Genomic DNA, 13844 nt, shown 5'->3' on the forward strand with positions numbered 1-13844 from the left:
CAACCTCATTATTCCCTATTCCGACTTCGAGAAACCCTCTTATGTGTCGCGCCAGAGCGCTTCACCTTTTAGATAACCTTCAACGGCTTTCGCTCCTTCTCGTAAAACAGCTTCTCGCCAATCCGCGTTTTCCGGATAGAACATCGCCATGAATTCGTTTTGAATACCGTTTCGTGCCTCAGGGTCCTTTGTCCCTTCAAAGTACAGCCGGTTCTCTAAAATAATCGTTAAAAATTCACGGATGGATGCTTTTGTCGACGTCCCAAACGTACCGAATTCAAATAAGGCAGAAACGAGACCCTTGTCCGGGTATTCCGTATCGCGCACGTAGTAAAAATGATTCGTCGAATCTCCGAGTACCTCGTCCGGGTCATACACGTTGACGTTGTCTAGACCGTACGCTTGTTTTAACTCATCTTCCGTGCGACCGTCCCGTTTGCTGATGACCATCGTGACCTCGTTCGTCGGTCCGAGTGCGGTATGCCAATCGAGATGGACGACTTTTCCGTAGCGTTCAAGTAAATCATGTTGAATCCCTTTTAAAAAGATGGCAGACGGTTCGTCTTCTTCTCCCCCGTAATACACACCTTTCGGGAATTGATATTGCCCCATCCCTTTTGCTCCACTCATCGCTTTGAAGCCATCAAGCTTAATTCCAGAGCCGAGAAATGAATAGATCTGTTCACGCGCCTCATGGTAGTCGTCAATTACTCCATCCGGTACGAAGAGATGGCGCATCAGCTCATATTCACGGTTCACGTTATATGGGATCGACTCACGATCAATGACGTAATTTCTGTTCAAATCGACATTGTGTTCATTGACACGTCGAAAGTGTTTCATCCCCCATGGATTCACTGCATGTATGAGACAAATCCCCGTCGTCTCATGATGGACATGCGCGAGTTGCGTTTGTACAAATTGATGGGTCACCGCGGCGCCCGCATACCCTTCAATCCCATGTTCCCCGATCGTCATGAGAATCATCGCTTTTCGTTCTCGTTTCGGTTCTCCTAAAATGACGTCGATACTCTCATCCCCGATCGAGTGTGTCAACAGCTCCGCTTTCGGATAAAATCGTTTCACTTCAGACAGTAAGTTCAAGAACTTCTCTCGCGACTCTTCGTAAGATGATGAAAAATACTGGCTCATCGCACTCTCCTCCAATCTCTCTTCTCTCTATCCTTTCCCATCCTGAGGCAATCTAAAAACGCCTCCTTTGAGAGGAAGCGTTTCAATCAAGGGGTGCGGATTCGTTTCGAATGTTGACGTCGGAACGCCATCATATAAAAGATTGGTCCAATTAAGACGGCACCGAACAACCAGTAGAGACCAGCATTCGCATACAGTCCTTCGAAAGAACGGAACACCCAAGCGAGAATGGTGAAGGCGACCATCAACTCGATGGTCCACAGTAGCCCACGACGAACCGCTAGGAAGACAGTGTTCGTTTTTTGGAAGATGGCTGCGACGAATGCGATTAAGAATGCCGGAAAACTCGAAAGCCACAACATTCGATTCAACGAACTTTCAGCAAAGTACGAGTTGCCAAGAGACATGGTGATCAGAAAATGCATCAAGAGGACAAGCACGACGACAATCCAACCGACCAATACATCCCGCTCCATTTTTTTCATCACAACCAGCTTCCTCTCTGAAGAGTTGAATACTATATATTTACCCGCTTTTCTCTTCTTCTCGTCCTCTTCAACTAAAAAACGCACTCTGTTATCAGAATGCGTTTCGTGTATTATCCGACCAACTCACGCGCCCACGCTTTCGCGCGTTCGAGTTCGCCTTCCTTCAACATCTCCGTCGTCCCATCGACGAGGAACGACTCTTTTTGGACACCCGTCGCCCCTTTTTCAATCATTTCCCCTTCGACCCGATTGACGGCATGACCGAACCAATCAATGATTTTACCAAGTATCGGATTCTGTTTCTCTTTGACGACACTCGTGTCAAAGGCAGCCGTCCGTTTCCCTCGTAACGCATTGTCCGAAATTCCGTCCAAAAATACTTTAATGTCTTCCGTTTCGTATCCCCCATGTGTCGGTGAGCCGATGATGACCAGGTCGACATGTGCCAAGTCGCCTAATCCAATATTCAATACGTGTTCCATACGTGCCTCATGGTCTTTCGACAGCTCTTGCTGCATCGCATGAGCAATCTTTTCAGTATGACCATATAGTGAGTCAAAAATAATCAAGATGTTCATGATAAATCCCCCTTTACCGAACCTTTCTTTATTCCCGTTCCCATTTTCACGTTCGTTCATGCTTCTTTTTGGTACAGCGAACTTCGCTTGAAGAACGACCAACTTATCATGATGATGCCCATCCCGAGCAGCAAATAGCCGAAGAAAGTGATAAAATCACGTGAATGATACGGTGCTTCGAATCGATACTCCGCTCGCTTCCACTCCGAACCGTCCTCGACCGCAATGACGTCTTCCACAGACTCCCCGTCGACTTCACGGTACACCGTCCCAATCGGATATCCGTTCGAAGCATTCCCATAGTAACGTCCCGTCTCATCATTGACCACTGTTTCCACTTCACCGATCACGTCACCTAGTGCATCCTCCTCGATCGTTGTGTCGAGCACTTCATATGCGTTTCGGTCGAACACGACAAACGTATAGGCCCAGGAAAGGGCAGATGCGGGCAGCGCAATTGAGAGTGAAAGGAGCATCAAGAAAATCAGTCGCCTCATTTGAGACTCCAGACGAATGTCGCCGAATCACTGACGTCAATGTCATCTGGTTCGAGTTCGGGCATCCGTGATTCCGAATAGACGACGTCCTGACTATAGAGGACGTTTGTAGGCGAAAACAGGTGAATCTCCCCCCACGTGTAGTCAATTTGAAGCAAGTCCCCTAGTTCAGCGCCTGCTCCCTTCGCAAGGAGTTCTGCTCGTTTCTTCGCATTCTCCGCAGCACTCACCAATAGCTGATCTTCAATCGTATTCGGGTCTTTCATCGTGAAACGAATGGAGAGTGTAGGATTTGCGCGAGATTGACTGATTTGTTCGATGACGTCCGATAGTTTGGACGTATCGAGCGCAAATTCGAGCTTCGTCTTCTGTTTACAGACGTATCCGACAAACCGCGACCGATAATTCTCATCTCGATCACGATAGCTCTCATATTCCGTATCGATGGAAAAGTCACTCGTTTTAAGGTCCGTCTTGTCAAACCCTGCGCTCGTGATGGCTTTTTGAAGATGGGACACCGCACTTGTCGCCTCGGTCATCGTATCTTCGTATCGTGGCGCTTTCGAGAGAAGGTCCATGTGAATCACAATCAAATCAGGTCGAGATGAGACATTCCCTGTCCCTTTTACGGTAATCTTCCGTTCCATATCCATTTCCCCCTTATCGATTTGAGTTCTCCATTATTCTGAAAATCGCGTCATCATCCAGTGCTCTACTTCATCGAGTGAGTCCAAACCTTGTAAGGACGGGTAAGCATCCCGCTCGAACAACAATCCGTTCGGCGTATCTAAAAACAGATAGCGTTCCCCATCCGGAAAACCGTAATCGGCAATGTCTTTCAATCGAAGTGTCGCTTCATTTTGTTCCCAGACAAACTCGTCATCGTATGGAATCGGCATGAAAATCCCTTCCATGCCTTGTTTCACGTGCGAGATAACGGACGCATCTGTTGTCTGTCCGGTTTCCTTGATGGCATCAGCACGAACAATCAAATCTTGCCCGACTCGCACATCCCCACGATACACGTTGGATACCTGTATCTTGATAAGAGACTGATATTCTGTCTCTCCGTTGAAGTCAATCTCGATATGCCAAATATCCGTGACCGTTCCTCTGACCACGACCGGATCCCATTTTGAGAATAGTTCATCCTCTGTCATCTCCATCATATTTTCCTCGGAAATATTTGGTTTTACTTTTGATTGATCGACAATGTGAACGGAAGTCGCAGTAGAATCCGTGGATAGCGGGATTTGTTCGTTCCAGACATTCGATGTGAAGAGCATGAATCCCGCAGCGACAGCGATGAGGAGTCCTGCTCCCCATTTCAGTCGTTGATAAGGTTTTCGCTCTATCATCATCGATTCCTCTATATACCGGTCATCGACTTCCCCGAGTAGTCGAAGGATCTGCTCACTTTTCATACGCGAACTCCTTCTGCTTCAAGCGCTCGCTGTAACGCATCCCGCGTGCGCTTCAAGGTCATTTTGACATGGCTCTCACCGAGCTGATGTGTCGTTGCAATTTCTTGAATCGAGTGTAAATAGAAATAACGTTGCATGAACATCACCCTTGTCAGTCGAGGTAGGTCTGCTAGAAATTCATTCAACACGTCGACGAGGTCTTCGTCTTTCATCGATTCCGTAAGGACATGTTCTAGTTCTTCATAGACGAGCGGTACTTCCCCACCGCCACGTTTTTTTGCATGATTCTTCTTATAACGCTGTAATGCGAGATTTCGCACGATCTTCGTCAAATACGCTCCGAGTCGAAGCGGACGTGTCGGCGGGATCGACTCCCACGCTTTCATATATAAATCGTTCAAACACTCCTCTGTGTCTTCGCGATTCTGTAGAATATTATAAGAAACACGATGACAATAGCTTCCGTATTTCTTCTTCGTCGCGACAATCGCATACTCCGATCGTTCCCAGTACCAATCGATGATGACCTGGTCATCCATCCAGTTACCCCCTTCGTAATAATCCCTCTATAACTATAGATCCCAACCTCATATCATCCGTCACAATCTATCAAAAAAAACCTCGTCATCGAGACGAGGAATGTTATCCTGATTCATCATTGCTTCCAAATCGATACGACAAGCCCGCCAATGTAGCCAATCATCGCCCCGCTCGCAATCCCATATGTCAATTGAATATGGAAGAAGAACGAGAGGATTACACCGAGTGTCGTCCCCGCAATCAACCCAAAACAAATGATACAATCTTTCCATTCTGGTGAATCCATCTTGCTCCTCCTAACCTATGCGCTCAATCTGACGACTTCATCTCTCCAATCGCTTTGAGACCTTTTAGTGTCCTAACTTTCCGAGTATGATGTTGGACCGCATAAGCCAACATCGCGACGACAGCTATGTTCAATAGGATGGTCCACTGCGCATATGGATTGGAAAGATTCGCTACCACCACAACAAAATTGGCGAGTCCCACTGCTCCATACAGTTGGATGATTCGTTTCTCCCGCTGAATCATCGAATCAAAATCCGAATACAATTGGAACGGTCCGTCACTCGTTCGTTTTCGTAAAAAGATCCACCGATACGACGTATCGACCACTTCGACTCCAACTTCATCTAAGAATTCCATATACGCCTTCGACTCGGGGTGAGAAGGTAAGTTGGACAACAATTCGATTCGGTAGGTGAACGTCCCAGGTTCAACTTGTTTGAACACATATCGCATCAAACGAAAGGATTCGAGCGCCCAACCGGTTTGAGCCATCTCATTGAGCCACTTCTCTTCCTTCTCATAATCAACAAATATGCGATAGACCGTTTTCGTCTTCATGTATCCAACTCCTTCGTCCATTCATGTCCGTGCTGCACCAGTTCTTCTAGTCGCCTTAATTCCGACCGAAGTGCCTCTCGACCAGTTGCCGTGATTTCATACTCTTTCTTCCGCCCCGTACCTTCGAGCGCCCGAATCCAACCTCTCTCTACTAGACTACTGAGGGCGCCGTATAACGTACCTGGCGCGAGTTGGACCCGCCCATTGCTCAATTCTTGAACGAATTGCATCATCCCATACCCATGCCTCGGGACTTGCAGAGATAATAATATATAATAAACCGCCTCGGTTAATGCGCCTGTACTTGACTGTTGTGTCACGTATCCCGCTCCTTTGTATCGTTCTTCGTTATATCGTCATCCGATATATCAAAAATATCCTATTTTTGGTTAATTAACAAGAGCTGTGACATAATATTTTTATTTTGGTCGTTCTTCGTATAGTTTTGGTAATCGTGTTTTGTTTGTCTTGACATCATAAAAAAGGGACTCAATATGTACTGAGCCCCTTGTTTTGTACTTCATGGTTTGTCATGAATTTTTCAATAATCTACTTAATCATTTTCTTGTTTCAATCGGTCGATAATGTTATCTTTCTTTATTTTTGAAACGGAATATAGCATCGAGGCACCCACAATCATGAAAATCATGATGACGACAAACAAAATGCTATTCCACGGCAAGGTAAACGGAGCATCAAACGTATTGATTTGCGCTCGATAGATGAGGTACATGATGAGAAGACTGATGGGAATCCCATACGCAAGGGCTTTCACCCCATAAAAAATGCTTTCATAGTACACCATCTTATTGAATCCTTTCGGAGTCATCCCAACCGAACGAAGCATCGCAAACTCACGACGACGAAGTGAGACGCTCGTTGAAATCGTATTAAAAATGTTCGCAATCGAGATTAGCGAAATTAGCACGATAAACCCGTACACAAATATTGATAAAAGTAACAACATCTGTTCTTGTTGTTCCCGTTGTTCCGATACGTTAAAGACATACAAATCCAAATTCTGTTCCGCTTCAATCACTTGTTGTGTGTCCTCGGGGTCATCTGTATTCAACGCGATTGACGGACTCGATTGTTTCATCAAATCCCCGATTGCGTCTTCTTCAAACGTCCCTTCTCGTACTATCACATCTAGCCATCCAAGAGAACCTGTCATCACACCGGTCGGGGCGATATCTGTCATTGCGCCAACTTGAATCGTTTTAAGCGGTGCCGCGTCGCCCGTTGCATTCTCGTCCCTCAATTCAAACGTATCACCGATTTCTGTTTCGACCGTCTCTGAAGTGATGAATTTTTTCTGATCCATGTCTTGATACGAGATCTCATCAATCAAGACGGCTCCTGGTACGTCCCCGTCTTCAAAACGACTGACAGGCGCTCCGATTTGTTTCAAGTACGCATTGAAACTTTCATCATCTAATTGATAGAGGGATACGTAGTACATAAATTTTCCGTCAACGATCGTTGATGCCAAATTCTCGTTCTTGGTAATCGCACTCGGTAATTGAGATTTGCTGACCATCGTTTGGACCGTTGCATTTTCAAAATATGTTCCGTTCGTCACATGATCTAACGATTCATAACGTCGTAAATCATTTTGATCAAGCGTTGAACCATTCACAAGAATATCGAAATCATAGTCTGCTTGAGACATGTCAAGGGACTGTTCGAGACGATCAGTGAAGTAACTGACCACTAAAAACAGGACGATACTGATGACGAGCGAGAAGACGGTAACCAGATACCGTTTACGGTTGCGCTTCGTATTCTTCAACCCAATCTCTGCTTCTAAACCGAAAAGACGACGAACTAGTTTTGACGTCTTCACTTGTTTTGACGTCAATCGTACATCTTGCGTTTGCCGAATGGCGTCAATCGCAGAAATCTTTGAGGCTCGACGCGCCGGAAGATAGCAGGAAATGAAAATGGTTACGCTCGAAATGAAGAGAGTTAATAGTAAAGTAATCGGTGTGACGACAACTTCAAACTTCTCCGTCACGTTTAACGCTTTTTCGGCAAATGCATTGATGAATAGGAATGTGAACGCAATACCCGTAATCCCCGCCAGGATACCGAGTGGAATGCTAATTCCCCCAATGACCATCCCTTCAAAATAGACCGAGTTCCGCTTTTGTCGCTTCGTAGCCCCGACACTTGCCAACATTCCGAGGTAACGAGAACGCTCCGACACACTGATGGCGAATGCGTTATAGATTAGAGAAATCGAACCGATCACAATGACCGCCATGATGATTCCACCAAATCCATATAGCGTTTTACGCAATCCATCGTCATTTGTCACTCCATAATAACGAAGCAACGAGGAATTATAGGCGACACGTTCTATGTTCTGTTCGGTCATCAACTGTTTCGCTTCCGAATAAATCGAGTTGTCTACATCGTTCAAGGCGACGAACGTATCGACTTTTGCTCCATTCAATTCTTGATCATCGATGAATCCGACGACTGTATACCCTGGCGACCAAGTCGGTTCCCAGTCAGGTCGAGCCATCGTTCCAACAACCGTCAATGTCACCGTATCCTCAATGTTTAATTGTTCGAGAATCGTCTCATCTTCTCGGATCAAACCATCATTTTGTGTCAACACGTAACCTGATGACGGATCAATCCGCTCTCCAATCTCAAGTGTCAATTCATCACCGATGTTATAGGTGACGAGGGCATTTTGGCGAATCCCTTCTGAAATGACGACTTCGCCTTCTTTTTCCGGTAGACGCCCCTCAGTCAAGTCAATTGGAAAACTCTTCAATCCGGATGTGTTATAGTTTCGAACATATAAGTATGGTTTGTAAGCATTTTGTGACTCTTCTAGTTGAGCATAACCATCATTTGAAAGGATGACAGCCTTCGTGTTCGCATCATCCCGAATAGCTTCGACTTGCTTTTCGTTTGTATCTAGATACTGAACATGCCATTCTCCGTTATCTGCAATGTCTTGACGAATCATCAAATCCAAAAAAGAAGATCCGAGCGTTGTGACAGCTGTAATCATCGATACAGAGATGATGACTCCGATGATTGTAACAAGCGAGCGTCGTTTGTTCTCGCGCAAATGCCGAAGTGTCATTTTATTGATGATGTTCATGCGCGGACGACCTCATTCTTCGCAATCTTGCCATCTTCAATCGAAATGATACGATCCGCCTGTAAGGCAATCCGCTCGTCATGGGTAATGATGATGAGCGTTTGATTGAATTTCTTATTGAACAGTTTTAACAGGCTCATGATTTCTTCACTATTTTGACTATCCAAGTTTCCTGTCGGCTCGTCGGCTAAGATAATAGCTGGATTACTAATCAGTGCCCGCCCGATGGAAACGCGCTGCTGTTGCCCGCCCGATAATTGATTTGGTAAATGGGTCAATCGGTTTGACAAGCCCAAGATACCGATGATGCGTTCCAAGTGCGCGATATCCACTTTTTGTTCATCTAATAGCATCGGTAACGTGATGTTCTCTTCGACCGTTAAAATCGGAATCAAGTTATAAAACTGATAAATCAAACCGATCTGTCGACGACGGAAAATGGCAAGCTGCGTCTCGTCCAATGCATAAATGTCTGTTTGATCAATCAACACCTGTCCACTCGTCGGCACATCGACACCACCAAGTAAATGCAACAATGTCGATTTCCCCGAACCCGAAGGCCCGACGATACAGACAAATTCACCTTTCTTCACCGTGAACGAGACGTCATCGAGCGCTCTGACCTCCATCTCGTCCTTGCCGTATACTTTCGATAAGTTTTGCACTTCTAATATGTTCATGTTTGCACCCTCCAGTACTTGATCTACTTCGAGTGTACCGAGTGAGTGTGACTCGTCTGTGACTCGAAAGTGACGATTTCGTCACTTAGCGGTCAGACAACTGCTTTATAGAAGCGAATATGAAAATCCGTTCCGACCCCAGGTTCGCTTCGAACAGTCAACTCACCTTCCTGGCTCATAATGATACTGTGTGCCATGGCAAGCCCAATCCCGACACTTTCTTCGCTCGCATTCACACCTTTATAAAACCGTTGGAAAATGTACGGGAGGTCTTGTTTTGCGACGCCAATCCCCGTGTCACGAATCACAATTTCTGTATACAGCGTATTTTCACTGAACTCGATGAATACATCGCCCTGTTCCGGCGTATGCTCCACGCAATTTTTTAAGATGTTGATGAGTGCCTCTGTCGTCCACTTCAAATCACCCTCGAATGTAACATCTTTTTCGCCTTGAACGTGAAGTCGTTGCATTTTAATATCAATCGGTACGAGCATCGGTTCCGCTACGGCTTCAATGAGCGCAGGGACAGATACCAATTCGCGCTTGAAATGTATTGTCCCGGCATCAATTTTTGATAGTTTGAGAAGAGAAGACAAGAGCCACTCCATTCGTTCAAGTTGTACTTGTACGTTATGGGTGAATTCTTGACGCTTTTCCTCGGATAGACGAGGGTCACTGAGGAGATCCGCCATGACGGTCATCGAGGTGAGCGGTGTCTTCAATTGATGGGAGATATCGGAGATCGCATCCGTTAACTTCTGTTTATCTTCTTCAAGATGCGCTCCTTGTTCAGATAGCATTTTCGTCACTTTGTAGAGTTGGCTCTTTAACAAACTGAGCTCCCCTTCGCGATTATCACGGACATCCAATGTATAGTTGCCATTACTGATTTCTTGAAGATATCCCGAGAGCTGCTCGATTTCTCGATAACGCCATGCCGTGAAACGATACGTAACGCCGAAAAGTATGATTGCTAATAGGACGACCAGAACGGCCGCCTCTATGGACATGAATAAGACGGCAATACCTACAGCTATTCCAATAAAAAATAGACAAGTGAACAAGTATATTCTTATTTCTTGGTTTCGCAACATATTAACGCCCCACCTTGTATCCGATTCCACGCACAGTCGTAATAAGCATCGGGTGTTGTGGATCATCCTCTAGTTTCTCGCGGAGTCGCTTAATATAAACGGTCAACGTATTATCGTTCACGAATTCCCCACCCACATCCCAAATCTGATCGAGTAGTTGGGCCCGTGACAACACTTGCCCTGTATGCCTCCCAAAGATGAGCAACAAACGATACTCGAGCGCTGTCAACAAAATTTCGTTCCCATTCTTTTTTACTTTTGCATCTTGCGTATTGATTTCAACTGGACCAATCGTCAACAGAGGCGAGCGTACGTTTTTATTGTATCGACGAAGTACCGAGTGAATTCGTGAAACGAGTTCTCGGACACGGAACGGTTTCGTGATGTAGTCGTCCGCTCCCATATCGAGTCCCATCACCACATTCACTTCATCATCGAATGCCGTCAGAAAGATGACAGGGATGTCTTGTTGTTGCTTTACGAGCCGACATAAGTCATATCCACTCCCATCTGGCAGTGACAAATCAAAGAGGCATAAATCAATTGTATGTAACTGTTGTTCAATCATGAGCGTCGCGTCAGCCACGTTTTGGCATAACGTTGTTCTAAATTGTTCTTGTTCGAGTGAATATTGGAGACCGGAGGCTATTGTCCGGTCGTCTTCTACGATTAGAATATGCATGGTATTCCCTCCTGACTCTTCTCCCCATAATATAGCAGTCTTTATTCAAGTGAGGTGAGAAATCAAAAATCCCTAACGAGAAATCTCGTCAGGGAGGACAATACGTTATTTGCACGCGGATTAGGATGTTGTAACTCGAAGGCACTCCGGTCGTACGAATCCGACTTCACCTAAGAATCGTAATGCATCAATCGTCAACTCGTCGAGCTTGATGGATTGAACTTTCGGCTCGGTCTGTTCATCGACCCACACTTTCCAAATCTCGACTTCCTCCGCCGTCTTCAAATGGTCGGTTATATACTCGACGAGCTGTTCGGCTCTCGCATCGGAATAACGCCAACGCAACTCTACTACGTGCGGTTTTGAAGAATACGCCTCGACGTTCTCCACTGCATAATAGAGACTATGTTTAATCTCAATCTCGTCAAGTTGCTCTTCCGACTCGACGTTCATCAAAATCTTTTCATCACGGTCGAGGTCCTCGACGTCTGTCAGAATGTCAGGCAACACGAAGCCTTTTTGGATGGCCTCGTTGATAGATAAGAACTCACCATATGGATTTTCGACTTCTTTTAGTGGGTGATCGCTCACAATAAATTGGAATTCACTCATGTAAAAGCCCCCTCTTGTTTTAGTAATGGGTCGCTATCGTTTGATCGCACGAATGGATATGAAAAGACCAATCACATATCCGATGATTGAACCGATGACAATACCGTATATAAACGGAAAATCAACTAATAAAGAGATGACGATTCCGCTAACCGTGCCAAATACAAGTCCTAGCCCGACTGCTGATTCGCGCCATTCGCTCATCTTCACCCCTCCTCTTCTTTCCACTCATTACATACGAATCAGCCAGATTAAACGTTTCATCGTCATCTACTATTTTTCATATAAAAAAGGGACTCAGTATTCACTGACCCCCTTCAAAAAACTATTCGACTGTCGAGACCGCCTCAGCGAGTGCTGCCTCTTCTTCATGATATTTCTCGACAAAGGCATCGAGTAACGCTCGTACCTCATCCGTCGATTTCGTTTCCATCAAGTTATGGCGTAGCTCGCTCGCCCCACGGAATCCTTTGACATAAATCTTGAAGAAACGGTGCAAGTTCGAAATCGAACGCGGCACGTCTTCTTGGAATTTATCCTGAAGGTCCAATTGCAGACGCAATAGATCAAGGTGTTCTTCCATCGAGTGTTCGCGTGGCTCTTTCTCGAACGCGAACGGGTTCTTGAAAATCCCGCGACCGATCATGACACCATCGACCCCGTATTTCTCAACGAGCTCGAGTCCCATTTGACGGTCGAGGATGTCCCCGTTGATGGTGATGAGCGTATCCGGGGCGATCTCGTCCCGCAACTTCACGATGTCCGGGATCATTTCCCAGTGCGCGTCGACTTTACTCATCTCATTGCGCGTGCGCAAGTGAATCGACAAGTTGGCGATGTCTTGTTTCAAGAGATGCGTCAACCAGTCACGCCACTCATCGAGCTTCGCGAAACCTAGACGCGTTTTGACGCTGACAGGGAGACCACCGGCTTTTGCTGCTTGAATGAGCTCAGCTGCAACTTCCGGACGGAGAATAAGACCGCTCCCCTTCCCACGTTTCGCCACGTTCGGGACCGGGCAACCCATATTGATATCGAGTCCTTTATAGCCCATCTCGGCCATCCCGATACTCATTTGACGGAAATATTCCGGATTGTCTCCCCAGATGTGGGCGACCATCGGCTGTTCGTCCTCAGTGAACGTCAAACGACCACGGAGGCTACCTTTTCCTTCCGGATGGCAATAGCTGTCCGAGTTCGCGAATTCTGTGAAGAAGACGTCCGGGCGTCCCGCGTGGGCGACGACATGACGGAAGACGACATCGGTCACATCTTCCATCGGGGCAAGTATAAAGAACGGACGCGGAAGGTCGCGCCAAAAGTTTTCTTTCATCGTAAAATCAGTTCCTTTCATCCATACAGTCCAACAAAATCACTTATCTATTCTATTATGTCCGTCGGATTGTATCAACTGACATTACTCATGATCCGTTTCTTTCGAGCGAATGAGTTGAAAAAAGTGCGGGAATCCTTCGGTCAATAAGTAATGAAGCACACGATTCGTGTATTCCGGTTCAATCGTTCCCGTGCGAAGTAGCGTCTGGAGCACCATCCCGTCAATCCCGGCCATCGTCCATGTCGCGACCGCCCGAGTCATCGGCCCTTGCTCGACTCCGTAAGCCCGTACAAAGATTGCCTCAATCCGTGTAATCCAATCTTCATATTTCTCTTTGAACTTTTGTTCGATGTCCTCATTGCCAATCATCGCTTCGTGGGCGAGATAAAATTGAAGTCGGCTCTCCGCATCTTTTTGAAGGCGTTCCTGCATACCTTCATAGATTTCCTGGATAATCACCGCCGCTTCCTTTCGATCGTCATGGGAGACGGTCTCAATGCGTTTGACCTCACCGAGCCCCTCGTCCATCACGTCATATAGAATCGCCTCTTTGGACGTGTAGTAATGATAAATCGCACCCGTACTGAATCCGGCCCGCTCCGCAATCCCTCGGAGCGTCGTGCCTTTGATGCCCTGTTCGACGATGATTTCACGCGCAGCTTGTAAGATTTTCAACTTTCCTTCGTTCATCATCATCTCGCACCCTCCTCTGTTTTCAACGCTCATTATACCATAATGATGTGGCAAACTTTCGACACTTCCATGTGAGCTCCCACCTCCTATTGACA

General features: G+C 46.2%; 18 protein-coding genes. All 18 read right to left on the minus strand.

Annotation, left to right across the window (positions count from 1 at the left end):
• Positions 1-39 precede the first annotated feature (39 nt).
• Positions 40-1152, minus strand: a complete 1113-nt coding sequence (locus KNO65_RS04160) for a M14 family metallopeptidase (RefSeq protein ID WP_214781801.1) — start codon at positions 1150-1152, stop codon at positions 40-42.
• 86 nt (positions 1153-1238) lie between these two features.
• The gene (locus KNO65_RS04165; protein ID WP_214781803.1) at positions 1239-1637 is read right to left on the minus strand and encodes a hypothetical protein; all 399 of its coding nucleotides are present in this window, start codon (positions 1635-1637) and stop codon (positions 1239-1241) included.
• A 113-nt stretch (positions 1638-1750) separates the two neighbouring features.
• On the minus strand, positions 1751-2218 hold the full coding sequence (locus tag KNO65_RS04170; protein ID WP_012727018.1) for a flavodoxin family protein: 468 nt from the start codon (positions 2216-2218) through the stop codon (positions 1751-1753).
• Positions 2219-2274: 56 nt separating this feature from the next.
• Positions 2275-2715 carry a hypothetical protein gene (locus KNO65_RS04175; protein ID WP_074036149.1) on the minus strand — a complete coding sequence of 147 codons (441 nt, stop codon included), beginning with the start codon at positions 2713-2715 and terminating at the stop codon, positions 2275-2277.
• Positions 2712-3362, minus strand: coding sequence for an SIMPL domain-containing protein (locus KNO65_RS04180; protein ID WP_214781807.1), 651 nt, complete (start codon positions 3360-3362; stop codon positions 2712-2714). Before KNO65_RS04180 ends, KNO65_RS04175 begins: the two co-directional genes overlap by 4 nt.
• A gap of 33 nt (positions 3363-3395) precedes the next feature.
• Positions 3396-4139 carry a hypothetical protein gene (locus KNO65_RS04185; RefSeq protein WP_214781809.1) on the minus strand — a complete coding sequence of 248 codons (744 nt, stop codon included), beginning with the start codon at positions 4137-4139 and terminating at the stop codon, positions 3396-3398.
• On the minus strand, positions 4136-4678 hold the full coding sequence (locus KNO65_RS04190; protein WP_078147384.1) for an RNA polymerase sigma factor: 543 nt from the start codon (positions 4676-4678) through the stop codon (positions 4136-4138). Before KNO65_RS04190 ends, KNO65_RS04185 begins: the two co-directional genes overlap by 4 nt.
• A 116-nt stretch (positions 4679-4794) precedes the next feature.
• A complete protein-coding gene (locus tag KNO65_RS04195; RefSeq protein ID WP_159562700.1) occupies positions 4795-4965 on the minus strand; it encodes a hypothetical protein in 171 nt (56 codons plus the stop codon).
• 23 nt (positions 4966-4988) lie between these two features.
• Positions 4989-5525, minus strand: a complete 537-nt coding sequence (locus KNO65_RS04200) for a DUF2812 domain-containing protein (protein WP_214781811.1) — start codon at positions 5523-5525, stop codon at positions 4989-4991.
• Positions 5522-5845 (minus strand): PadR family transcriptional regulator, encoded by a 324-nt coding sequence (locus KNO65_RS04205; protein WP_196431056.1) that lies wholly within the window; start codon positions 5843-5845, stop codon positions 5522-5524. The genes KNO65_RS04200 and KNO65_RS04205 overlap by 4 nt, the downstream gene beginning before the upstream one ends.
• A gap of 233 nt (positions 5846-6078) precedes the next feature.
• Positions 6079-8649 (minus strand): ABC transporter permease, encoded by a 2571-nt coding sequence (locus KNO65_RS04210; RefSeq protein WP_214781813.1) that lies wholly within the window; start codon positions 8647-8649, stop codon positions 6079-6081.
• The gene (locus KNO65_RS04215; protein ID WP_074033830.1) at positions 8646-9329 is read right to left on the minus strand and encodes an ABC transporter ATP-binding protein; all 684 of its coding nucleotides are present in this window, start codon (positions 9327-9329) and stop codon (positions 8646-8648) included. The genes KNO65_RS04210 and KNO65_RS04215 overlap by 4 nt, the downstream gene beginning before the upstream one ends.
• Before the next feature lie 92 nt (positions 9330-9421).
• Positions 9422-10426, minus strand: coding sequence for a sensor histidine kinase (locus KNO65_RS04220; protein ID WP_214777822.1), 1005 nt, complete (start codon positions 10424-10426; stop codon positions 9422-9424).
• A gap of 1 nt (position 10427) precedes the next feature.
• Positions 10428-11108: a response regulator transcription factor gene (locus KNO65_RS04225; RefSeq protein WP_214781815.1), complete on the minus strand. Its 681-nt coding sequence runs from the start codon at positions 11106-11108 to the stop codon at positions 10428-10430.
• A 120-nt stretch (positions 11109-11228) separates the two neighbouring features.
• Complete coding sequence (locus KNO65_RS04230; protein WP_214781817.1) at positions 11229-11720, minus strand: hypothetical protein; 492 nt, start codon at positions 11718-11720, stop codon at positions 11229-11231.
• A 33-nt stretch (positions 11721-11753) separates the two neighbouring features.
• Complete coding sequence (locus KNO65_RS04235) at positions 11754-11924, minus strand: hypothetical protein (RefSeq protein WP_159562708.1); 171 nt, start codon at positions 11922-11924, stop codon at positions 11754-11756.
• 121 nt (positions 11925-12045) lie between these two features.
• Complete coding sequence (locus tag KNO65_RS04240; protein WP_441316658.1) at positions 12046-13053, minus strand: tRNA dihydrouridine synthase; 1008 nt, start codon at positions 13051-13053, stop codon at positions 12046-12048.
• An 84-nt stretch (positions 13054-13137) separates the two neighbouring features.
• On the minus strand, positions 13138-13752 hold the full coding sequence (locus KNO65_RS04245) for a TetR/AcrR family transcriptional regulator (protein WP_159562710.1): 615 nt from the start codon (positions 13750-13752) through the stop codon (positions 13138-13140).
• Between the last annotated feature and the right edge of the window lie 92 nt (positions 13753-13844).

The organism is Exiguobacterium sp. S3 (assembly GCF_018617295.1).
Taxonomy (GTDB): Bacteria; Bacillota; Bacilli; order Exiguobacteriales; family Exiguobacteriaceae; genus Exiguobacterium; species Exiguobacterium profundum.